Consider the following 21393-nt stretch of genomic DNA (forward strand, 5'->3'; position numbering starts at 1 on the left):
GAGCCATGACAGCGGACACTCGATGGCTCACCGAAAGCGAACAGGACCTGTGGCGCCACATTCTAGCTAGCATTCGCAAGATCAATCGCGGTATGGAGGAGACCCTGTTGGCCTGCGGCGATATCTCAGCCGCGGAGTTTTCGGTGCTTGTTTCTCTTTCGGAAGCACCCGCGCACACGCGGCGCCTGCGCGAACTCTGCACGGAGTTGGAGTGGGACCGCTCCCGCGCCTCCCACCAAATCACCCGCATGGAAAAACGGGGTTTGGTGCGCAAGGAAAAGTGTGCGGGCGATGCGCGTGGCGTGGAGGTCGTCATGACGAAGTCCGGCCGGGAGCGTCTAGAGGCGGCGGTACCTGAGCACGTCGAGTCCGTGCGCCGCATGGTTTTTGATCACCTCGATCCTGCCGACGCTCCGGCGGTCCTGCGTTTCTGCGAGGGCGTCCTTTCAGAAAGCAACCTTCCGGGATATGACGGCTTCGTGCCGGATGAGCGCTTGGGTATTCACACCGACTAGTTGTGCTTCGTACGGGTAGTGTTAGTTTTCGACCGTTTACTCACCTGGAGGTGATCTGTCCGCACCATGATGGGACAAGAACTGTTTGAGCATCCCGAGCGCCAGTACGCTACGTACCGCATTACTCCGCTGAAAGAGCTCAGCACCCAAGTAGGCCCGGTCGATGATCTGGATGAGCTCTCCGAGGAACAAGCCACCGCGCTTGAGGCGGCCCTCGAGCAGCACCCGGAGGGCGCGCTGACCTTCGATGACGCCTCGCAGCTGTGGATTATCGGCGCGGATGAGGATATTGAGCGTATGTTCCAAGACCGCGAGGGATTCGTCGAAGCGCTCAACAACAACGAAGACCCTGGGGTCTAACCCACAGTCGGTGTCATACTAAAGGTGGATGGCGGCTAGATTTACTGGGTTTAACTACGGGCGGTTCTGTTTAAACTGCTAAGATACTCTGTGTTAAAGGGCGAGCATCCCCGCGCTTTTCAGAGGCAGCTTGAGCGAGAGCGCTATCTGGCTAGGGGAGCTAAGTGAAAGGACAAAACATAATGGTCGAGCGCGATTTGGCTCAGGAGCAGCGCGAAGCAGCTGCACGTGACAAGGCTGACGGCTGGGTATCCGTCTTCGTTCAGTGGATTCCCTCCATGCTTCTCTCCGTGGTGATGCTGGGCGCCATGATGTTCGGCATGTACTACATCGAGCACGGCACCTTGGACATCACCCAGCCGATCGTCAACCAGTACATCACCCAGTAACCTGGTTCGCTCCCTCGCTGCCGCCTGGCAAAGGGGAGAACAGCTTGACTTTAAGCCCCAGCAGATTTGCCTGCTGGGGCTTCCTCTTTATCACCAGGCTCATCTCTCTAACTCGTGCCGTGGATCCATCAGGCGGCTTGAGCCACTGCTAAGCCTGAGAATTAATCTCCGAGTGCGATGTCTCGAGACATGATGACTCCTACGCCCTTCGCGCTCACCGTCGTTCCATGATCAGCCGCCGCCCGTCCTTTCGGTGAGCGCGAAGGGCGTATTCGTCCGAGAGAGCGTTAATCCGATAGCCTGAACTCCATGGACTCTCGCATCTACATTCGCTATCTCAACGGTCCGCTCCTGTGGATGGGAATAGTCGTTGGCCTTGCCGTCGTGGCAGCGGTGGTGCCCACGATGATTGATTCCACGTGGGCAGCAATCCTATTTGGTGCCCTAGTCATCATTGCAACCGTGGCCTGCCTGCTGATGCGGGTGAAGATCGCCGTCAACGATGGCGAGGTTGCGGTGTCCGTCTTTGGCGTCTTCACAAAGAGAATTCCCCTGCGCGAGATCACCGGGGTGAGTATCGGTCCTGAGACGGGGCTTAAAGAAGGTGCGGGCCCGCGCATCGTCGATGGCGCACCAGCCTATATCGTCTCTGGGCCGACGGTGCGCTTCGAGTACGGCTCAAACGCTCTTGTTGCCTCGGCGAAGAATCCAAAGCAAGTGGTCGAGGATGTAGAGGCGCGCTTGCGATAGTTCCATATCCCCAGACCTCGATCCCGAAACCTCCTGGTGGGTGGTGGGGCGTTGGTAAGCGCTAGGCGACGCCCACCTGCAGGTTGCGGGTTTCAGGTCTGGGGAGATGCAAAAAGTGACAAGCCGCCCACCCGCAAACGTGGCGTCGTAAAAAGTGGGCCGGGGCGTACTGGCCGATTCGGGGTAGGCGGGCATGAAAAAGTGCCCCTGACAGGGATCGAACCTGCGACCTTCGGTACCGGAAACCGATGCTCTAATCCGCTGAGCTACAAGGGCATTGCTGGCGAAATGCCAACGATGCGATTCTAACCTATAAAGACTGAAGCGCAGTAATTGGCCTAGCGCCGATGGGGGTGTGGTGGGAAAGAAGCAGCGGCCGGAGTAGCCACTGCTTCGAGTTTTTCGCTGGGGCGCTTACTGGGCCGGCTGTTCCTGGGGCTGGTCAAAGAAGCCCGGGGCATCCGCGGTGTGGACGTCACCAGTGCGCAGGTAGTCAACCACAATCTGGTCAACAGCCTTGTTACCCACCGCGAAGTGGCCGTGACCCGGGCCGTGGACGGTCACCACGCGGGACTGCATTGGGTCAGACAGGCCGCGGTAGAAGGCATACGGGGTCTGCGGGTCACCGGTAGCCTGCAGCTGCAGTGGCTTGGTCTGCAGCTTGTCACCAGAAACGGCAATCGGGGTAGTGATCGGTGCGCGGCCGGAGCAACCGGCGCCGGAGGCATACATCGCGTTGAACAGTGAGAACGGGTCAACGGTGACATAGTTAGACCAGAGGAAGGCCGGGATGAAGGTCGGATCCGTCGGCGCAGTGTTCTCATTGCACATGATGATGTTCTGCATGCTCATGGAGTTGAGAATCTCTTGCTGGACCTTCTGCGGGTCCTGCTCGCCCTGTTGTGCGGCCTGCTCCTCAAAGTTGATGGCTTCGACGCCGCCAATGTGCTTGGCTAGGGAGTCCCACGACTCCGGGCGGGGAAGGAGGTCGCGGGTAGCGGTGAGCGTCGGCGAAGTGGCCTGAACAGCCTGCGGGTTCTGGACCTTGCCCGCGAGGTGCTCTGCCTGTACGCGCAGCTCACCGGTCGCAGTCATGACATTGGCGCCGGGCTGGCCGGCAAACTCGAGCCCCGGTGGGAGGTCACCAATCTGCGCGTTCGGAGGAAGCACGGTGGGGCGCACGCCCGCCTCCGCGGCCACAATCTGAGACCAGCGCTCGTAGGCCTTCAGCGGGGTCGTGCCGGCGTGGTAGGTGGCGTCGTTCTTAGCCACATAGTTAAAGAAGTCATGCAGAGCATTCTCATAACCAGCCTGCTGAGAAGCGAAAATCTGGTTCCACGCCATGTTGGGGTTCATTCCGGAGTCAAGCACGACCTTGTCGGTGTGCTCCGGGTAGAGCGTGGAGTACGTGGACCCCAAGAAGGTGCCGTAGGAGAGGCCGAAGATGTTGATCTTCTCCTCGCCGAGTGCCTGGCGGACAACATCCCAGTCCTTGGCGGTGTTCTCCGTGGTCAGGGAATCGGTGTAGCCCGGGGTGTTCTTCTCGCAGTCGTCGCGGGTAATGGAGCCGATCTTTGTCAGCTGTTCCAGAGGGTTTCCGCCCGCCTCAGTTGACGAGCAGTTGACCTGTGCGGAATCGCGCAAACCACGCGGTTGAACGCCGATGATGTCGTATCCTTGTTTGACTTCCTCAGGCCAGGCAGCGAAGTTGACCCAGCTATACGCGTCACCGCCTGGACCGCCCGGGTTGGTGAACAGAGTGCCTTGGCGCTCGCCCGTGGCCTTCAACCGGATAAGGCCGACGTCGATAGTGCCCTTCTCGGGAGCATTATGGTAGGTCGGCACGGTCACGTGGCCGCATTCGGCACGCTCTTCGGTGACCCCTTCCGGGCACGGGCCCCAGTTGATGGCGGGTTGGTCGGCGTGAGCAACGGCAGGTGCCGCAACCAAGCCAGCGGCGATGGTTACAGGTCCTAGAACCGAACCTAAAACGCGAGAAAGACGCATAGAACAAGGCTCCTAAAATCGTAAATTGGTACGAGCCTTATCCTATGCGTCAGGGGTGATGTGAGCCGAGCTCTCATACAGGGCGGGTGCCCCCGAAAGCCTCACTACTTAACAATCACCACAATGAGATCGCGCGGGCCGTGGACACCCTCCACGCGGGAGAGCTCGATATCCGAGGTCGCGGAAGGGCCCGAGATCCACGTTGCCGGGCGCTCCGGGTTCATGCGGGAAACCATCTCCGGGACACCGTAGACAATCTGGTCCTTGCGCACGATGCACACGTGACGGTCCGGCACCAAGGTCAGCGCGCGACGGCCGCAGGTCTCATTGGACTCAAGCACGATGGTGCCGGTCTGCGCGGAGGTGACGTGAGATTCGGTCACCACGGCGTCGACAGCGTCGAGCTCACGCGGGTCCTTGGCGTTGTCATCCGGGGTGATGGTGCCTTCGAAGCCGTCGAGAAGCCCAGCGTCCATGCCAGGTGCGTAGACGACATTCGAGCAGCCGCGCTCCTTCAGGATGTCCACGAGGGTGGAGTTCAGGCCGGACTCATCGGTGACGTGTACATCAGCCTTGTAGTCTTCGAGGCGGTCCACCAGCATCTCGCGTAGCTCCTCTTCGTTGAGCGTGCCTTCCTTCTGATATTCGCGCGGGATGTCTACGTGGTCCGGCAAACCGGCCTGCTTTTGGGCGGCGGCAATGCGGTTGAGGATTTCCTCTTTGGCGGTGGTCACTTGATGCCCTCCTTCTTGGCTTGGGCGAGGAGTTCTTGAGCTTCGTCAGAGTTGAACCATTGGCGGAAGGACTTCTTCGGAGGAACGGCAGTATCGCGTACCTCGGACCAACCAGACATGAACAGCGGTAGCTTGTCGATGACTCCGTTGAAGCCACCGAGGACACGGCCGAGCGCCACCATGTGGGTGATCTGGTTCCAGATCTTCGGGTTCTTCCACACCAGCTCCACGACTTGGAAGAGCTTTTCCTCCACTGGCGGGGTGGCGTTAGTGACCTTCTGGTAGCGGTTCTCCAAAATGACTTGGGAGAGCGGGATGCGCACCGGGCAAACCTCGTCGCAGCGGCCACACAGGGAGCAGGCATAAGGCAAGCTTGCCGACGGATCGTTGTGGTCCTTCATACCTGTTAGCTGCGGCGTCAGGGAGATGCCAATTGGGCCCGGGTAGACAGAGCCGTAGGCGTGTCCGCCGGCGCGCTCGTAGACCGGGCAGACGTTCAGGCAGGCAGAGCAGCGAATGCACTTGAGTGCTTCGTGGCCCTTGGGGGAGGACAGGGCTGCGGTGCGGCCATTGTCCAGAAGCACGATGTGGAAGTTCTGCGGGCCGTCGCCTTCGGTCACACCGGACCACATCGACGTGTATGGGTTCATGCGCTCAGCAGTGGAGGAGCGCGGCAGCAGCTGCAGGAAGACTTCGAGGTCCTGGAAGGTCGGGACCAGCTTCTCAATGCCCATCACGGTAATGAGGGTCTCCGGCAGGGTCAGGCACATGCGGCCGTTGCCCTCGGATTCCACGATGTTGATAGTGCCGGTCTCAGCCACACCAAAGTTAGCGCCGGAGATGGCGACCTTGGCCTTCATGAACTGCTCGCGCAGGAAGCTGCGGGAAGCCTCAGCCAACTCCGCCGGCTCGGCCTTGAGGGAGTCATCGGTGTTCGGCATCTTGTTGACAAAGATGTCCCGAATCTCCGCGCGGTTGCGGTGGATGGCCGGGACCAGAATGTGGGAAGGCTTATCCTCACCCAGCTGGACGATGAGCTCCGCCAGGTCAGTCTCCTGGGCGTGGATACCGACCTCTTCCAGGTGCTCGTTGAGCGCGATCTCCTGGGTGGCCATGGACTTGATCTTGACCACGTCGGTCTCACCGGTTTCGCGGATAAGGCCCTCAATGATCTTGTTGGCTTCCTTGGCATCGCGTGCCCAGTGGACAATGCCGCCGCGCTTGGTTACCTGCTCTTCGAACTGGAGCAGCAGCTCGCCCATGCGGACAGCAACGTCATCCTTGAGTGCGGAGCCGGCGTCGCGCAGCTGCTCCCAGTCCGGGGTTTCATCAACGGCGTGCTGGCGCTTGTTGCGAATGGTGGTGGTGGCGTGGTGCAGGTTGCGGCGCTGGGTGGCGTTATTGAGGCCAACGTGTGCCAGCGGCACGAACGCCTTCGAACCGCGCAGGTTGCCGTAGCCTTCTGGGGCTCGGGGAGGGGTGGTGTCGAGGAAGGAAGTCATTAGAGCATCTTCTCCTTGGAGTAGGCCGCGGAGGTGGGAGTCCACGGGTGTTCCTTGGTGGAGGCGAGGATTTCCGCCAGGTGGATAGCGCGAACACCGGAGCGCTGGCGAGCCAGAGCGCCTCCAATGTTCATCAGGCAGGAGGAGTCACCGCCGGTAATATATTCGGCCTCGGTTTCACGAATGTGGCGGGTCTTATCACCGACCATCGCTGCAGAAACCTCGGCGTTCTTAAGAGCGAAGGTGCCGCCGAAACCACAGCATTCCTCCGCATTAGGTAGCTGGACGAGGTCGATTCCTTCGACCTCCTTAAGAAGCTGGTAGGGGCGGTCACCCAGTTTGAGGAAGCGCAGGCCGTGGCACGAAGGGTGATAGGTCACGCGGTGGGGGAAGAAGGCTCCGACATTGGTGACACCGGCGACGTCGACAAGAAACTCCGGCAAGTCCAGGGTCTTGCCGGCAGCCTTCTTGGCGCCGTCCACATCGGCGGAGGTGCCGAAGCGGTTTGCGATCATCTCGTGCTGCTCGCGCACGGCGCCCACGCAGGAGCCGGAGGCAGAAACCACGTAATCAATGGAGGGATCCGCGAAGGCGTCCGCATAGGTGCGGATCATGCCCAAGGTCTGCTCCTGGTAGCCGGTGTTGATGTGCATCTGGCCGCAACAAGTCTGTTCCTCGGGGAAGACGACGTCGTAGCCCAGGCGGGAGAGGATCAGGGCCGTGGCCTTGTGGGCATCGGGGAAAAGTGAGTCACCGATGCAGGTGGAAAACAATGCTATTCGCATTTGTGAGCGCTCCTTAATCTGCCTCCATGTGGCTTGTCCCGTGCTGTGCACAGCGGAGTTGTGCTCGGATGCGCGCTACCAGGACAGCCGCACTGGGCATTTTTCGAGTGTGTACCTTTGAGCCTACCGCCCAAAACTCACATTATCGACACAGGATTACCCCTCCTACCTGGCTTTTTATCGCAACACTAATGTTGTGAAATTCCTAACGTGCGGTGATGGTCGCAGCGGTCGCGGCCGATATGAGGCAACCCCCAGACTGGGCGATGAAGACGCCCGAATCTGGGGGTAGTTAGTGGTGTAGAACTTTATGGCTAAACCCTTTTAGGGGACCAAGAAGCCCAGCACGTTGGTCATGAGGAAGACGATGACGCACACGACGGCGAGGAAGGCCACGGAGTAGCCCACGACCGCCTTGAAGATGCGGGATTCCTCGCCCTCCATCTGCACGGCGGTGGCGGCGATGGCCAGTGACTGCGGGGAGATCATCTTGCCCACAACGCCACCGGAGGTATTGGCGGCCAGCATGAGGTCCGGATTGACGCCGATGCGCTCGGCGGCGGTGACCTGCAGGTTGGCAAAGAGTGCGTTGGCGGAGGTATCCGAGCCGGTGACGGCGGTGCCGATCCAGCCCAGGACGGGGGAGAAGAGCGCGAAGATGCCGCCGACAGAAGCCACGAACTGGCCGATGGAGATGGTTTGGCCGGAGTAGTTCATGGTGTAGGCCAGTGCGAGGACCAGGATGATGGTCAGCGCGGAGAACTTCATGCGGGAGACAACCTCGCCGAACTTGGTCAGCGGCGCGGAGGCGTCCAGCTTGTAGCGGCCGTTCTCGTTGAAGGTCATGTAGATAAGGGCCACGATGATGCCGGAAATCAGCAGTAGGGTTCCCGGGTTGCCCAGCACGTTGAACGTGAAGGCGGTGTCCATGGCGTGGCCTTCGGCGTCGAAGACGGTGCCGTCGAGAAGCGGCCAGGCAACGTTGACCTGGAGGAAGCCGAAGATGGCCGGCCATGCGGTGGCGATGGCGAAGACAGCGGTGACCACGGCATAGGGCAGCAGGGCCATCCAAATGCGGCTGCTGTTGAGATCCGTGACCTCCTCCTGGGCGGGCAGCTCCATGCGCTCGCGCAGGCTGTCGACACCCTTGGGCTTCCACACACGCAGGAAGATGAAGCCCGCGCCGAGGGAGACGATGCAGGCCACGACGTTGGTGAGCTGGTAGGCGAAGAAGGTAGCCGCGGCCCACTGGGCAATGGCGAAGGAGATGCCGATGACGGCCGCGGCGGGGCCGGCCTCCTTAACACCGCGCATGCCGTCAAGGATAAAGAGGATGAAGAAAGGCACGACGGCGGCAATGAGCAGGACCTGGAGGGAAATCAACGCGGCGATGTCAGCGGTCTGCTCGGCGGTGCGCCCGCCGACCGAGCCCGCGGTGGTGACTGGGATGCCCACCGCGCCGAAGGCCACGGGCGCGGTGTTGGCAATGAGCACCGTGGTGGCCGCCTTGAGCGGCTTAACACCCAAGGCCAGGATCATGGTCGCCGTAATCGCCACGGGGGCGCCGAAGCCGGCGAGGGCCTCCAGCAGGCCGCCGAAGCAGAAGGCGATGAGGATGGCCTGGATGCGGATATCGCCATCGCCCAGCAAGTCAAAGGTCTTGCGCAGGTCATTGAATCGTCCGGAAGCCACGGTCACTTCGTAGAACCAGATGGCGGTGATGATCACCCAGACGATGGGGAAGAGGCCGAAGAGCCCGCCGCGCACCGCGGAGGACAAAGCCATGCCGGTTGGCATGCCCATGCCGAAAATGGCGATGAGAACCGCTACGAGAAGCGCTACCGCACCCGAGGTGTGGGCGCGGGCCTTGATCCCCAGGAGCATGATGAAGAACGCGATGAGCGGCAGCGTGGACACCAGCGCGGTAAGCCCGACGTTGCCAGCGATGGCGTCGGTGGTGATTGTGAATGTAGACATAACGCTCACTTCAGGTTGAGTCCCGCCGGCGTCCCTGCGGTGGTCCCCGCGGTGTGGCACCACAAGTTTCGGCCGGGCGAGAGAGGCGAAAGAATAAATCGGTTCAGATATCAAGTTTAGGGTAAAACCATGCGAGTGCTTGTGTCGCCGGATTCACACTACGGGGGTGGGTGACCTTGCTAACGTCCGCGACCTGATAGTGCCTCCCAGCGGCGGGGACGATAGACTTTGGCCCTATGAATCCTGAAGATCTTTCCGTCCTGATCAAGAACACCGCTGCCGCCGTGCTCACCGAGCATGAGCTAGACGCCTCAGTCCTGCCAGAGACCGTGACCGTGGAGCGCCCGCGCAACCCGGAGCACGGCGATTACGCCACTAACCTGGCCCTCCAGGTGGCTAAGAAGGCTGGCGCCCAGCCGCGCGAGTTGGCGCAGTGGCTTGCCGATGCCCTCGCAGGCAACGACGCCATCGATGAAGCGTCCATCGCGGGCCCGGGATTCCTCAACATTCGCCTCGCTGCCGCCGCACAAGGTGCCATCGTGGCGCAGGTTCTTAACGCCGGCTCAGAGTTCGGCAGCAATTCCACCTACCAGGGCAAGAAGATCAACCTGGAGTTCGTCTCCGCGAACCCGACTGGTCCCATCCACTTGGGTGGTACCCGTTGGGCCGCCGTGGGTGACTCACTCGGCCGCGTGCTCGAGGCTTCCGGCGCGGATGTGACCCGCGAGTACTACTTCAATGATCACGGCGGACAGATCGACCGTTTTGCTCGCTCTCTCGTGGCCGCGGCCAAGGGCGAGCCGACCCCGGAGGATGGCTACGGCGGAGACTACATCAAGGACATCGCGCAGGCGGTAGTGGAGAAGAACCCCAGCGCCCTTGAGGGCAGCGATGCCGAGGTCCAGGAGAACTTCCGCGCTGACGGCGTGGAGATGATGTTTGACCAGATCAAGAAGTCCCTCCACGAATTCGGCGTGGACTTCGACGTGTACTTCCACGAGAATTCCCTCTTCGAATCCGGTGCCGTGGAGAAGGCTATCCAGACGCTCAAGGACAACGGCAAACTCTACGAAGCCGAGGGTGCGTGGTGGCTGAAGTCCACCGAATACGGCGATGATAAGGACCGCGTGGTCATCAAGTCCGATGGCAATGCCGCCTATATCGCCGGTGATATCGCTTATGTAGCCGATAAATTCGACCGCGGCCACGACTTGGCCATCTACATGCTCGGCGCTGACCACCACGGTTACATCGCCCGCCTGCGCGCCTCGGCCCAGGCTTTGGGTTATGACCCGGAGGCCGTCGAGGTGCTTATCGGCCAGATGGTGAACCTGGTCCGCGACGGTAAGGCGGTCAAGATGTCCAAGCGCGCGGGTACCGTTATCACCTTGGATGACCTCGTCGAGGCCATCGGCGTCGACGGCGCGCGCTACTCGCTGGTGCGCTCCTCCGTGGACTCCAGCCTGGACATTGACTTGGGCCTGTGGGCCTCCCAGTCGTCCGATAACCCGGTCTACTACGTGCAGTATGGCCACGCCCGCATCTGCTCGATCCTGCGCAAGGCCACGGACCTGGGCTTCGACACCGCCGCGCTTGCCGACGCCCCGCTCGACCTCCTCACCCACGACAAGGAAGGCGACCTCATCCGCACCCTGGGCGAGTTCCCCGAGGTGGTGGCCACCGCCGCCACGCTGCGCGAGCCGCACCGTATCGCGCGCTATGCCGAGGAGCTCGCCGCCGTGTTCCACCGCTTCTATGACCAGTGCCAGGTGCTGCCGAAGGCAGGCGAAGAGACCGAGCCGATCCACTCCGCGCGCCTCGCCCTGGCTGCAGCCACCCGCCAGGTCATGGCCAATGCCTTGACCATGGTGGGTGTGAGCGCGCCGGAGAAGATGTAAGAAAAGGTATCGATGACTGATTTCAATTCTCTTCCGGCCCACGTGTGGCCGCGCAACGCCGCTCGTGACTCGAATGGTGTGGTCTCGATTGGCGGTGTAGCGCTGACGGACTTGGCCGCCGAATACGGCACCCCGCTCTACGTCTTCGACGAGCAGGACTTCCGCTCGCGCTGCCGGGATATGGCCCAAGCCTTCGGCGGGCCCGACCACGTGCACTATGCCTCGAAGGCCTTCATCACCAAGCGCATCGTGCGCTGGGTAGATGAGGAGGGCCTGTGCCTCGACGTGGCCTCCCTCAATGAGGCCAAGCTGGCGCTGGCCGCAGGTTTCCCGGCGGAACGCATGACCGCCCACGGCAACAACAAGGAAGACGAGTACCTGCAGCTGTGCGTGGATAAAGGTATCGGGCACGTCGTCCTCGACAACGAGGAGGAGCTTTCGCGCCTCAATAGCATCGCGGCGTCCGCCGGCCGCGTGCAGCCAGTGATGATCCGCGTGAAGCCCGGCGTGGATGCGCACACCCACGAGTTCATCGCCACGGCGCATGAGGATCAGAAGTTCGGCATTTCCCTGTCCACCGGTGCAGCCTTCAACGCCGCACAGAAGGTGCTGGAATCCGCCAACCTTAAGCTCGTGGGCCTGCACTGCCACGTGGGTTCTTCGGTGTTTAATGCCGATGGCTTCAAGCTGGCCGCCGAGCGTGTGCTCAGCCTGTACAAGCGCATCCACTCCGAGCTCGGCGTTGCCCTCGAGGAGCTGGACTTGGGCGGCGGCTTCGGCATTCCCTACATGGAGTATGAGGAAGCGCTCGACGTCGCCACGCTGGCCAAGGATCTGCTCGACGCCGTGGAGCGCACCGCCACCGAGCTCGACATCACGCCACCCTTCGTACTGGTGGAACCCGGCCGCTCCCTGGTCGGTGCCTCTGCGGTCACCGTGTACCGCGTGGGCACGGTCAAGGATGTAGAAACCGGCAAGGCGGATCTGCCGATGCGCCGCTACCTCTCCGTGGACGGCGGCATGTCCGATAACATCCGCCCAGCGCTTTATGGCTCGGAGTACGACGTGCGCGTTGTCAACCGCCGCACCCAGGGCGAGCCGGTGGATTCACGCATCGTGGGCTTCCACTGCGAGTCCGGTGACATCCTGGTCAACGAGCGCCGTTTCCCCTCGGATATCACCACCGGCGATCTCCTCGCCTTCGCCACCACCGGCGCCTATCAGTACATGATGGCCTCGCGCTATAACGGTGCTCTGCGCCCGGCGGTTGTGTCCGTGCGCGACGGCAAGGCCCAGCTCATGCTGCGCCGGGAGACGGTGGAGGACTTGCTGGCGTTGGACGTCGATTAGCGCGGCGTTGTCACAGCTCACCGTATTTTATTCACTATGACATGGCCGGTCGCGCCCAGTGCCGGCCATTTTGTATAGAAATAGACAGCTCGTTCTGTATAGTGATGGGCTAGCACGTAAGAATCAAACGCAACATCAACAAAGGGACACCATGACGACGAACCGTAGCAAGAAGCCCGAAGGCGAACCAGTAGGTATTGCGCTGCTTGGGTTTGGCACCGTAGGCGCCGAGGTTTTCCGCCTCGTGCAGGAGAATGCGGACGCTTTTGCGCACCGCATCGGCGGCCCGGTGGAGATCCGCGGCGTAGCCGTGCACAACAAGAACAAGCTTCGTCCGGGCGTGCCGAAGGAGCTGCTCACGGACGACGCCAAGGCGCTCGTCCTGCGCGATGATATCGATCTCGTCGTCGAGGTTATCGGCGGCATTGACTTCCCGCGCGAGCTCGTCCTCGCTGCTCTCAACGCCGGTAAATCCGTGGTCACCGCCAACAAGGCTCTCGTGGCCGCGCACGCGGATGAGCTGGCGGAGGCTGCTGAGCGCGCTGACGTCGACCTTTATTTCGAGGCTGCGGTGGCCGCCGCCATCCCGGTTGTCGGCATGCTGCGCCGTTCCCTGGCCGGTGACAAGATCCAGCGCATCTCCGGAATCGTAAACGGAACCACCAACTTTATCTTGGACGCTATGGAGACCACCGGCGCCTCCTACGAGGACGCGCTGGCTGAGGCCACCCGTCTGGGCTACGCCGAGGCCGATCCCACCGCGGACGTGGAGGGCCACGACGCCGCCTCTAAGGCTGCCATCCTGGCCTCCCTGGGGTTCTACACCCGCCTGACCTTCAACGACGTCTATTGCGAGGGCATTTCCAAGATCACCGCGGACGATATCGCGGCCGCCAACCAAGCCGGTTATTCCATCAAGCTGCTCGCTATTTGTGAACGCTTGGTTGATGAGGAAACCGGCGCGGAATCCGTCAATGCCCGCGTGCACCCGACTCTGGTCCCGAAGGATCACCCGTTGGCGTCGGTTAGCCAGTCCTACAACGCCATCTTCGTCGAGGCGGAGGCCGCCGGTTCCCTGATGTTCTACGGCAACGGTGCCGGCGGCAACCCGACGGCTTCGGCTGTGCTGGGTGACGTCATCGGCGCCGCACGCAACATTGTCCACGGCGGCCAAGCGCCGGGGGAGAACACCTACGCCAACCTACCTATTGCGGAGTTCGGAGAAGTGGAAACTCGTTATCACGTCGACATGGAAGTTGAAGACCGCACCGGCGTGCTTTCTGCCATCTCCGGTGTCTTTGCCCGCCACGGGGTGTCACTGCGCACCGTGCGCCAGGAGGACGGCGATGCCACCGCTCGCCTCATCGTGGTGACCCACGCAGCGAAGGAAGCGGTGCTCGAGGAGATCGTCGCAGCCCTCGGCGAGCTCGATGAGGTCAAGGCCGTTCACTCCGTCATCCGCCTGGGCGTATAGGGACTCAGAGAGAACAATGAGTATCGATATCGAAGTAGGCACCAAGGTCACCGTCCAGGTCCCAGCATCCTCGGCCAACCTGGGCCCGGGCTACGACACCCTGGGTATTGCGCTGAGTCTCTACGACACCGTGGAGGTGGAGGTCACCCGCTCCGGCCTGGAGGTGGAGATCTTCGGCGAGGGCGCTGACGAGCTGCCACGCGATGGCTCCCACCTCGTTGTCAAGGCCATCCGCTCAGCGCTGAAGGCTGCCGACGTGGAGGTCTCCGGCTTGCGCGTGGTGTGCACGAACAACATCCCGCAGTCCCGTGGCCTGGGCTCCTCGGCGTCCGCCGCGGTGGCCGGCGTGGCCGCGGGCAATGGCCTGGCGGGATTCCCGCTTTCGGAACAGCAGGTCGTTCAGCTCTCCTCGGCTTTCGAAGGGCATCCGGATAACGCCGCTGCCTCTGTGTTGGGCAATGCCGTGGTGTCCTGGACTACCGTGCCTGTCGACGGCCGCTCGCTGCCGGAGTACCGTGCCGCCACCTTGGACGTGCACCCGAGCATCAAGGCCACGGCCTTGGTCCCGGATTTCCATGCGTCGACGCAGGCCGTGCGCCGCGTTCTGCCCTCGCACGTCACGCATGGTGACGCCGCTTTTAACGTCTCCCGCACCGCAGTAAACGTGGCGGCGCTGACCACCTACCCGGACCTGCTGTGGGAGGGTACCCGCGACCGCCTGCACCAGCCCTATCGCGCTGACGTTCTGCCGGTCACCGCGGAGTGGGTCAACCGCCTGCGCAACCGCGGCTATGCCGCCTACTTGTCCGGCGCCGGCCCCACCGTCATGGTCCTGCACACCGAGCCCATCGAGGAGGAGATCCTCGATGATGCCCGCGGGCAGAACCTGCGCGTGCTGGAGCTGGAGGTCGCCGGGCCGGTCTCCGTCGAGCGCGGTTAGCCTAGCTCGCTGCTCTCTTCCACGTCGATTCGGCACACGCCGTTTCCGGCTTTGGGTATGAGCTTCAGGCTCAGCCGCCCGCCGGAATCGGCAGCCGCTTGATCTAGGTATCCATCATGGATGGCGCAGACGAAGGGGGAGGGCTGAATTCCGGCCGTGACGAACGGGCAGGCGTGTAGTTGCACGGTGGTGCGGCCTTCCTCGGCGAATTGCTCCACCGAAGTTACCGGGTCAAAGCCCATATCGCGCATCGTCTGGTAGAGAGGTGCCAGCGCCTCAGCACCGTGGCTCGTGGCCGCAGCTTGAGCCCACGCGCGGCCGATCTCTCGTGCTTGCTCGGAAGAAAAGTCATTGAGCTGCTCTTTATCCGCCAGCGCTGTGACCAAGACGCTAATCAGCGTGACGTATTCCTCCGCCACCGAACGGTTGTCGGGTACACGTACTTGGAAGATCAGGGAGGGGCGCCCGCGCCCGTGCGCTGGGGCGGTAACTACCCGCACCGCGCCGGCGTTAACGAGCTCATCTAGGTGGCCGCGCGCGGTGTTAACGTGCATCCCCAGTTCCTGTGCAATCTCGGCGGCGCGTGCTCCTTGCGGGAATGTCTGCAGGGTTGAGAGTACCTCGCTCTGCTTGGGGGAGAGCTTCATCGTGTCGGGAAAAAGCTCAGTAGACGAGCGCGGGCTATGCGCAGATGACGTAGACATAAACGGCCTCTCCTTGGACAACGCTACGAGGATCTTACATCCGCTCGCAGCTCTTCCCCTATTTCAGTGCATAAAGCCTTAAAGCAGCGGAATCGAGGAACACAGGCACAACCTCACCGGGGGCCTTGCTGCGTGCCGGTTGGTCTAGAGTCACCCGTTGGCCATCGATCTCCACCAGGGTTGAGCTGCCTAAGTCAGCAAGAATTGTGGCGCTCAGCACCCCGGTGCTGTCGAAGTTCAGTGCGCTCTGGGGGAAGGCCGCCCAGTGGTCACCGCTGCGAGCAGGAGTGAACACCCCATCGCGGAGGCTACCCCGTAGCAGATTAACGCCTGATAGCTCTGCCATGAAATGAGTGGTGGGCTGCTCCAGTAGCTGATCCACGGGTCCTTGCGAGATGACCTCGCCGGCTTCCATTACAGCGATGTCGTCTGCCAGCGTGGTGAGGTCCACGCGGTTGTGGGTGACAATGATGGTGGTGCGGTCTGCCGCCGAGAGGCGCAACAGGTGGCGCCACCGGGCGGCTGATTCGACGTCCATGGCGGCAAAAGGCTCGTCCACGACCAGGACCTCCGGGCGCGCCGCAAGTGCGCGCAGGAGGGCAACCTGTGCGGCCTGTCCGCCGGAAAGCTCGGAAACATGGCCCAGCTCCTGCAATCCAGCTGCGTTCATCAACTCCTGGGTCCTTTGTGCATCCTTGGTCACCATGGTCAAAGCTTGTTCCACGGTGGCGGTGGGAGGCAGCCCGGGGTCTTGGGAGAGCATGACCACACGCTCGGCATTTGTCTGGGCTCCCTGTAAGCGCCCGCTAATGAAACGCATCAACGTGGTCTTTCCCGCGCCGTTGGGGCCAACCACCGCGGTCACGCGCCCGCCACGGAACGTCGTGGTGGTGTCGCCGACCGTGGCTAAGAGATCGCGGGGAGAGTCCTGCGGGGAGGTCATCGTGCGAAGCGCAGCCGTGTCCATCGGTTGCAAAGCGCGCACAGCTTGCTCGTGGCGGCGGCGCAGCAGCAGAGGCATTCCGGCCGCGGTGAGCGTGAGGATGGCTATCCCGATCAATACGGCCGACAGCGTATAGGCATTGTCCGCGCTGACCTCGCGCTCAAGGTAGATGCCGCTGGGCATGGTCCGAGTAGAACCGGGCAGGGATCCGGCGAAGGTGATCGTCGTTCCGAATTCACCCAGCGAGCGAGCGAACGCCAGAGCACCGCCGGTGAACACGGCAGGGAGGATAGCGGGCAGGATGATGCGCCGAAGGATGGTTCCTGTGCTCAGGCCAATGCCCCGCGCGCTGGCCACGACTTCGGGGTCGAGCTGCCGCAGCGCAGAATCTACCGCCACCACCACGAAGGGCAGGGTGACGAATAAGTGAGCTGCCACAACACCGGGAAAGGCGAAAGACACGTGCAGCCCAGCATGCTCTAAAACCGGGCCAAGCAGTCCGCGGCGCCCGAGCAGTGCGGTGAGCGCCAACCCGCCCACCACGGGAGGCATGGCCAAAGGGAGGTAGACCACCAGCCGCACAAGGTGAGACACGCGGCGCAGCTGCTGGAGCCACAGAGCCAGACAGGTGCCCAGGATTGTGGATAGCAAGGTAGACAACGCCGCCGCGGAAAGGCTGACGCGGAGGAGGTCATGGGTCGCCGGAGCGCTCAGCGTGTCGGCGAGGTTCGGCCAGGGCACTCGCAGCCCGAGGGCGAGCACCGGGGCAAGGATGTAGACCGCAGCGAGCACGCCGGCGGCGATGACCGGCCACGTTGTCCGCGGGCGCTGTTCGCGCAAAATCACGCGTGACACTTAGTCCACCGGGGTGAAACCGTATTTTTCCCAGGTGCTGTCAAAATCCGAATCGAGGAGGTTGAGGACATCCTGGGCTTCGTCGTGCCGGGGTGAATCAGTTACCACCGCGCCCATGATCTCATTGCGGAAGTCTTCCGCGTGGTCCAGCGGGATGGCCTCGACGTCCTCACTAGCAGCGGCATCGGTGGAGTAGACCCATCCGGCGTCCGCCTCACCGGAGGCGACCTTACCCAGGACGTCAGCTACCTGTCCCTCCAGGGAGGAAGCGTGCAGGTCCCAGTTGTTGGCCTCCATGATGCGCGTGGAGATGGCGCCGCAGGGCACGCTTGGGTCGCAGAGCACGAGGTGTGCTGAGGGATCCAGGTCGGCCGCGGAGCGCAGTCCCAAGGGATTGCCCTTCGGCACGACCATGACCATGACGTTGCTGGCTAGGGTCACGGGGGTGTCGACGGTGCCCTGAGCGGTCGCATCATCCATGGTCTCCCGGGAAGCCGTGAGGAGCAGATCTGCGGGAGCGCCTTCATTGATTTGCTGTACCAGGGCAGAAGAGCCGCCGTTGTTGAACGCCAGCGGGGTTTCAGACGCACTGGAGAGTTCGTCGTTGAGCACACGGGTGGAGGACGCGGCAAATACCTGCAACGGCTCGTCGGAGCTGGAGGAGCAGCCGCCGACAGTCAGCGCGGCGGCGAGAACAGAGACAGCAATTTTCAAGCGGCGCATGGTGAGTTACGTTACGGCATCTTTACGCGGTCCGCGTGAATTTAATATGGACTTCCTTTGGTTCCTTCTTGAGGTATTCACGGTCGAAGGATTCTTCGCGCTGGTCCACTTCTTTGAGCAGCGGAAGCGGGTCGTGTGGAGCAATGAGAATCATGGATTCGCCCACGTTGAGGGTGCCGAGTGCCCCATGGATAGCGCCGTGGCGCACTGCATGAGGGATTTCGGACGCGTTAAGGGTGGGAATGTCGCGGCCCTTGGAAGTGTCGACAAGCGGCAAGTTCATTGATGGATTCCTTTCGAGTTCTAGGGCGGCGGGCGTTGCTGCCCGTGCAACTAATTTACTACGATTATATCCGTGCAAATAGGAATGTCGGATATGTCTCTGCGTGATGTCTCCCTGGCTTCGCGCCGGCGCTGGCACACCCTTGCCTTTAGCCTCGTCGCGTTCTGGATCACGGTCGGCGTGGGAATCACCGTGGCAAGTTTTGGGGGAGCACCCGTCGTGTGGTGGGACCTCATCCACCCATTCACCCTCGGCGCGCTGACCACCGCGATCCTCGTGTTCAGTACCCACTTCACGGAGGCGCTCACCCGCACTCCGGCGGTCGGCTTCCGAGGGGTGGGCGCGCGGGTAGGCCTGGTTCAGGTGGGGCTGGTTCTTCTCCTTGTTGATCGCGCGGGCTATGACTGGGGCGTGCTCTCAGATAGTGGCTCGGCACTGGTCATCGCTGCCGTTGCGTGGCACCTGTGGGCGCTGTGGACCACGCTCCGGGGCTCTCTGTCTGGTTCTTTCGCCGTGACCGTTCCTTTTTATCTGGCGGCGGCCTGCTTCATGGTGTTCTCGGTGCTACTGGTCATTCTGGCTGCGCACGGGGTAGGGAATTACTCGCTGTTGGTGGCCGCGCACTCACGCGGGATGGTGTGGGGCTTCGGCCTTCTTACCATCCTGGGCACGGTCATCACGCTGTTGCCCACGTTGACCCGAACCCCAATCTCAGCGGTTGCGCGGGTGCGGTGCAGCCGGGCTTTGACCGTGCATTGCGTGGGGCTGGGGGTGGCCATGCTTGCCGACGCCTCCGGGCTCACCCGCGCCGCCGGCATGGCGCAGCTGCTCACCGTGCTTGCTGCCGTACTCATCATCCAGCCAGTGCTGGCCGGTGCGCTTGGTGGTGAGAAGACCACGGCTAGTGTGTCCGCGTTGGCGGGGCTGGTATGGATGGTGGCGCTCTGCGCCGGTGACGCCGCGGCCACCATCGCAGGGGCCTACCCACGCGCGGTCACGCTACTGCTCATGCCGGCGTTTCTGGGCGCCGGCCTGCTGCAGCTGGTCACCGGGGTGCTCCATCACATGCTGCCCATCCTGGCCGGGGCGGCCCGTCCCGCGCACGGGCATATTGCCGGGTTCCTGCGAGTAGGGCTCATTAACGTGGGCGGTGTGCTCAGCCTCCTCGGCATTGCAGGTGTGTCTGTAGCCGGGCTTATCATGATGGGGCTTGGACTCATCGCCAATATTGTGGCCCTGGCATGGGCCGTCGCATCATCTCAAGGAGAAGTTCATGTCAAGCGTGCCCGTTAAGAAGGAGCATTCCGAAAAGAAGTGGGCGTCCTGGCTCATCATCATCGTCGCGCTCCTCGCTGTCATTGGGCTGGCTGTGTTCAACTCGACCACAGGCAAGCAGGACCCAGCTACGGTGGCATCCGCCGACGCCGTGACTGTTGACGTCTCCGTGGAGGGCATGGCTTTTGTCCCGTCCTCCATTGACGTGGCAGCGGGCAGTCACCTCGTAGTGAATTTCACCAACACCGGTGACCAGGTTCATGACCTCAAGATTGGGCGCGAGGAGACGGGCCGGGTGGAACCGGGCGAGACCGTGCAGCTCGACGCCGGAATCATCGAGGAGTCTGTGGAAGGCTATTGCACGATCGCCGGGCACAAGATGCAAGGTATGACGTTCATGGTCAACGTCGACGAGTCAGCATCCGGTGAGCATGATCATGCGGGGGCGTCGGAAAGCACCGGCTCCGCCGGCGCACCGGCGACGGTGCCCTCGGCTGCCGAGCGCATGGCAGCCCGCGAGAACTTTAAGGCTTTTGATGCCTCCCTTGCCCCCGCCGAAGGCGAGCTCCATGAGGAAACGTGGGTGATGACTGAGGAAGAAGTCGAGGTTGCCCCAGGCGTGCGCCAAACCCGGTGGCTTTTCAACGGGCAAGCACCCGGGCCTACCTTGCGCGGCAAGGTAGGGGATAAGTTCCGCATCACCATCAAAAACGAGGGCTCGATGGGGCACTCGGTGGACTTTCACGCGGGTGAGGTCAACCCGGATGAGAACATGAAGTCGATCCAGCCGGGTGAATCGCTGACCTATGAATTCGTGGCACACAGGGCGGGTATCTGGATGTATCATTGCTCGACCATGCCGATGAGCTTGCACATTGCCAATGGCATGGCGGGAGCGGTCATCATCGATCCTCGCGGGGAGGACGCGCTGGCAGACGTCGATGCGGAGTACGTCATGACGGCGAACGAGGTCTTTCTAGCCTCTGCGGGTAAGGAAGCTGAGGGCGCTAACGCGCAGCGCGTCAGCGACGGCGACTATGACCTCACGGCCTTCAATTACTATCCCAACCAGTATGATGTTGCTCCGCTGCGCGCCAAGGTGGGCGATACCGTGCGCATCTGGGTGGTCAACCTCGGCCCGGATCTGCCGTTGAGCTTCCACGTCGTGGGCGAACAATTCGACACCGTGTACAAGGAAGGCGCCTACCTGATTAAGGGCGCGAAGGATTCCGGCTCCCAGGCGCTCGACCTTCTACCTGCCCAGGGCGGATTCGTGGAGATGACCTTCAACGAGCCGGGCACCTATTCCTTTGTCAACCACCTCATGACGAATGCGGAGAAGGGGCAACACGGCCAGATTATCGTTGAGTAGCAAGTCGCTCGCGCCGCGCTCGTAGCTCGTCCAAGGTGTCGATATCGCGTACTGCGGGCGTTGCCTCGATCTCGGCGATGGTGCCCGCGAGCCTCAGTAAGCGCATGGCCGGGTTGTTGCGTGGATCTCCGAGCTCCTCCAGCGCGCGGGTGAGGGCCTTAGTACGCCACAGCGCACACAGCGGTTGTAGGCTCCCGTCGAGGGTAGCCACAGCGACATCCGCGCCCGAGCTACCCAGAGCCTTGTGGAGGGCAGGCAGTACCTGCGGGGAATCCGGGGCATCGACGGCAAAGACTGCTGTGGTAGCCCTCGCGTCACCAGCCAGTGCGGCGTGGCCCGCGGCGATACCTGCAGCTGGCCCGCTGAAGAGGGGGCTTTCGCACACCTGGGGCATGCCCAAACGATAGGGCGAGACGACCGCTACCGGCGCGCCATAAGGAAGCTGGCGCAACAGTCGGTCGATGAGGCGTTCACCGGCGAGCCTCACGCTAGCCTTGTCCACGCCTCCCATGCGTTGGCCGCGCCCGCCGGCTAAAACAATGACACCTGGCACTTCG

20 protein-coding genes and 1 tRNA gene are annotated in these 21393 nt (G+C 62.3%); 10 read left to right on the top strand and 11 right to left on the bottom strand.

The annotated features are described in order from the left end of the window. Positions 1-5 precede the first annotated feature (5 nt). From HMPREF2698_RS06995 to HMPREF2698_RS07010, 4 genes are all read left to right on the top strand, one after another. Complete coding sequence (locus HMPREF2698_RS06995) at positions 6-515, top strand: MarR family winged helix-turn-helix transcriptional regulator (protein ID WP_070531202.1); 510 nt, start codon at positions 6-8, stop codon at positions 513-515. A 66-nt stretch (positions 516-581) separates the two neighbouring features. Continuing rightward, positions 582-875, top strand: coding sequence for a molecular chaperone GrpE (locus HMPREF2698_RS07000; RefSeq protein ID WP_070562985.1), 294 nt, complete (start codon positions 582-584; stop codon positions 873-875). A gap of 182 nt (positions 876-1057) precedes the next feature. Beyond that, complete coding sequence (locus tag HMPREF2698_RS07005; RefSeq protein ID WP_154737117.1) at positions 1058-1264, top strand: hypothetical protein; 207 nt, start codon at positions 1058-1060, stop codon at positions 1262-1264. Positions 1265-1573: 309 nt separating this feature from the next. Continuing rightward, positions 1574-2014, top strand: coding sequence for a hypothetical protein (locus tag HMPREF2698_RS07010; protein WP_070562987.1), 441 nt, complete (start codon positions 1574-1576; stop codon positions 2012-2014). A gap of 202 nt (positions 2015-2216) precedes the next feature. Here the strand turns inward: HMPREF2698_RS07010 and HMPREF2698_RS07015 are convergent. The 6 genes from HMPREF2698_RS07015 to HMPREF2698_RS07040 all read right to left on the bottom strand — a co-directional run bounded on the left by HMPREF2698_RS07015 (position 2217) and on the right by HMPREF2698_RS07040 (position 9019). Continuing rightward, positions 2217-2290, bottom strand: a tRNA-Arg gene (locus HMPREF2698_RS07015). A 138-nt stretch (positions 2291-2428) separates the two neighbouring features. Beyond that, positions 2429-4021 carry an alpha/beta hydrolase gene (locus HMPREF2698_RS07020; protein WP_070562991.1) on the bottom strand — a complete coding sequence of 531 codons (1593 nt, stop codon included), beginning with the start codon at positions 4019-4021 and terminating at the stop codon, positions 2429-2431. 104 nt (positions 4022-4125) lie between these two features. Further along, on the bottom strand, positions 4126-4755 hold the full coding sequence (locus HMPREF2698_RS07025) for a LutC/YkgG family protein (protein ID WP_070562994.1): 630 nt from the start codon (positions 4753-4755) through the stop codon (positions 4126-4128). After that, complete coding sequence (locus HMPREF2698_RS07030) at positions 4752-6257, bottom strand: LutB/LldF family L-lactate oxidation iron-sulfur protein (protein ID WP_070525134.1); 1506 nt, start codon at positions 6255-6257, stop codon at positions 4752-4754. The genes HMPREF2698_RS07025 and HMPREF2698_RS07030 overlap by 4 nt, the downstream gene beginning before the upstream one ends. Continuing rightward, positions 6257-7042: a (Fe-S)-binding protein gene (locus HMPREF2698_RS07035; protein ID WP_070525136.1), complete on the bottom strand. Its 786-nt coding sequence runs from the start codon at positions 7040-7042 to the stop codon at positions 6257-6259. Before HMPREF2698_RS07035 ends, HMPREF2698_RS07030 begins: the two co-directional genes overlap by 1 nt. A 324-nt stretch (positions 7043-7366) precedes the next feature. Beyond that, a complete protein-coding gene (locus HMPREF2698_RS07040) occupies positions 7367-9019 on the bottom strand; it encodes an L-lactate permease (protein WP_070562998.1) in 1653 nt (550 codons plus the stop codon). A 236-nt stretch (positions 9020-9255) separates the two neighbouring features. On the opposite strand from HMPREF2698_RS07040, the gene argS reads away from it, so the two are divergent. The 4 genes from argS (at position 9256) to thrB (ending at position 14681) form a co-directional block, all read left to right on the top strand. Further along, positions 9256-10917, top strand: a complete 1662-nt coding sequence (gene argS, locus HMPREF2698_RS07045; protein ID WP_070563208.1) for an arginine--tRNA ligase — start codon at positions 9256-9258, stop codon at positions 10915-10917. Between the two features lie 12 nt (positions 10918-10929). Further along, the gene (lysA, locus tag HMPREF2698_RS07050; protein ID WP_070563211.1) at positions 10930-12267 is read left to right on the top strand and encodes a diaminopimelate decarboxylase; all 1338 of its coding nucleotides are present in this window, start codon (positions 10930-10932) and stop codon (positions 12265-12267) included. Between the two features lie 151 nt (positions 12268-12418). Then, complete coding sequence (locus HMPREF2698_RS07055; RefSeq protein WP_070563214.1) at positions 12419-13741, top strand: homoserine dehydrogenase; 1323 nt, start codon at positions 12419-12421, stop codon at positions 13739-13741. Positions 13742-13757: 16 nt separating this feature from the next. Continuing rightward, complete coding sequence (gene thrB / locus HMPREF2698_RS07060) at positions 13758-14681, top strand: homoserine kinase (protein WP_070563217.1); 924 nt, start codon at positions 13758-13760, stop codon at positions 14679-14681. On the opposite strand, the gene HMPREF2698_RS07065 is transcribed toward thrB, so the two are convergent. The 4 genes from HMPREF2698_RS07065 to HMPREF2698_RS07080 are packed head-to-tail and all read right to left on the bottom strand — an operon-like array spanning position 14678 to position 18189. Beyond that, positions 14678-15385, bottom strand: coding sequence for a helix-turn-helix transcriptional regulator (locus HMPREF2698_RS07065; RefSeq protein ID WP_070563220.1), 708 nt, complete (start codon positions 15383-15385; stop codon positions 14678-14680). The two genes, thrB and HMPREF2698_RS07065, sit on opposite strands and share 4 nt — an antisense overlap. A 58-nt stretch (positions 15386-15443) precedes the next feature. Then, positions 15444-17174, bottom strand: coding sequence for an ATP-binding cassette domain-containing protein (locus tag HMPREF2698_RS07070; protein WP_246819446.1), 1731 nt, complete (start codon positions 17172-17174; stop codon positions 15444-15446). Positions 17175-17183: 9 nt separating this feature from the next. Then, positions 17184-17906, bottom strand: a complete 723-nt coding sequence (gene modA / locus HMPREF2698_RS07075; protein WP_070563225.1) for a molybdate ABC transporter substrate-binding protein — start codon at positions 17904-17906, stop codon at positions 17184-17186. A 22-nt stretch (positions 17907-17928) separates the two neighbouring features. Next, positions 17929-18189, bottom strand: coding sequence for a DUF2249 domain-containing protein (locus HMPREF2698_RS07080; RefSeq protein ID WP_046648919.1), 261 nt, complete (start codon positions 18187-18189; stop codon positions 17929-17931). Between the two features lie 93 nt (positions 18190-18282). Between HMPREF2698_RS07080 and HMPREF2698_RS07085 the strand changes: the two genes are divergently transcribed. Together HMPREF2698_RS07085 and HMPREF2698_RS07090 are read left to right on the top strand one after the other, a co-directional pair. Further along, positions 18283-19482, top strand: a complete 1200-nt coding sequence (locus HMPREF2698_RS07085; RefSeq protein ID WP_070563229.1) for a beta-carotene 15,15'-monooxygenase — start codon at positions 18283-18285, stop codon at positions 19480-19482. Continuing rightward, a complete protein-coding gene (locus tag HMPREF2698_RS07090) occupies positions 19463-20836 on the top strand; it encodes a multicopper oxidase domain-containing protein (RefSeq protein WP_046648921.1) in 1374 nt (457 codons plus the stop codon). Before HMPREF2698_RS07085 ends, HMPREF2698_RS07090 begins: the two co-directional genes overlap by 20 nt. Here HMPREF2698_RS07090 and HMPREF2698_RS07095 read toward each other — a convergent pair. Further along, positions 20823-21389 carry a molybdenum cofactor guanylyltransferase gene (locus HMPREF2698_RS07095; protein WP_070563233.1) on the bottom strand — a complete coding sequence of 189 codons (567 nt, stop codon included), beginning with the start codon at positions 21387-21389 and terminating at the stop codon, positions 20823-20825. The two genes, HMPREF2698_RS07090 and HMPREF2698_RS07095, sit on opposite strands and share 14 nt — an antisense overlap. Positions 21390-21393 lie beyond the last annotated feature (4 nt).

It is taken from the genome of Corynebacterium sp. HMSC072A02, from assembly GCF_001810085.1.
In the GTDB taxonomy this organism is placed as follows: Bacteria; Actinomycetota; Actinomycetes; order Mycobacteriales; family Mycobacteriaceae; genus Corynebacterium; species Corynebacterium hesseae.

Excerpts from the sequence above, each read along its gene's own strand:
- HMPREF2698_RS06995 (WP_070531202.1), top strand. The coding sequence starts at position 6 with ATGACAGCGGACACTCGATGGCTCACCGAAAGCGAACAGGACCTGTGG.
- HMPREF2698_RS07000 (WP_070562985.1), top strand. The coding sequence starts at position 582 with ATGATGGGACAAGAACTGTTTGAGCATCCCGAGCGCCAGTACGCTACG.
- HMPREF2698_RS07005 (WP_154737117.1), top strand. The coding sequence starts at position 1,058 with ATGGTCGAGCGCGATTTGGCTCAGGAGCAGCGCGAAGCAGCTGCACGT.
- HMPREF2698_RS07010 (WP_070562987.1), top strand. The coding sequence starts at position 1,574 with ATGGACTCTCGCATCTACATTCGCTATCTCAACGGTCCGCTCCTGTGG.
- HMPREF2698_RS07020 (WP_070562991.1), bottom strand. The coding sequence starts at position 4,021 with ATGCGTCTTTCTCGCGTTTTAGGTTCGGTTCTAGGACCTGTAACCATC.
- HMPREF2698_RS07030 (WP_070525134.1), bottom strand. The coding sequence starts at position 6,257 with ATGACTTCCTTCCTCGACACCACCCCTCCCCGAGCCCCAGAAGGCTAC.
- HMPREF2698_RS07035 (WP_070525136.1), bottom strand. The coding sequence starts at position 7,042 with ATGCGAATAGCATTGTTTTCCACCTGCATCGGTGACTCACTTTTCCCC.
- HMPREF2698_RS07040 (WP_070562998.1), bottom strand. The coding sequence starts at position 9,019 with ATGTCTACATTCACAATCACCACCGACGCCATCGCTGGCAACGTCGGG.
- argS (WP_070563208.1), top strand. The coding sequence starts at position 9,256 with ATGAATCCTGAAGATCTTTCCGTCCTGATCAAGAACACCGCTGCCGCC.
- lysA (WP_070563211.1), top strand. The coding sequence starts at position 10,930 with ATGACTGATTTCAATTCTCTTCCGGCCCACGTGTGGCCGCGCAACGCC.
- HMPREF2698_RS07055 (WP_070563214.1), top strand. The coding sequence starts at position 12,419 with ATGACGACGAACCGTAGCAAGAAGCCCGAAGGCGAACCAGTAGGTATT.
- thrB (WP_070563217.1), top strand. The coding sequence starts at position 13,758 with ATGAGTATCGATATCGAAGTAGGCACCAAGGTCACCGTCCAGGTCCCA.
- HMPREF2698_RS07065 (WP_070563220.1), bottom strand. The coding sequence starts at position 15,385 with ATGTCTACGTCATCTGCGCATAGCCCGCGCTCGTCTACTGAGCTTTTT.
- modA (WP_070563225.1), bottom strand. The coding sequence starts at position 17,906 with ATGCGCCGCTTGAAAATTGCTGTCTCTGTTCTCGCCGCCGCGCTGACT.
- HMPREF2698_RS07080 (WP_046648919.1), bottom strand. The coding sequence starts at position 18,189 with ATGAACTTGCCGCTTGTCGACACTTCCAAGGGCCGCGACATTCCCACC.
- HMPREF2698_RS07085 (WP_070563229.1), top strand. The coding sequence starts at position 18,283 with ATGTCTCTGCGTGATGTCTCCCTGGCTTCGCGCCGGCGCTGGCACACC.
- HMPREF2698_RS07090 (WP_046648921.1), top strand. The coding sequence starts at position 19,463 with ATGTCAAGCGTGCCCGTTAAGAAGGAGCATTCCGAAAAGAAGTGGGCG.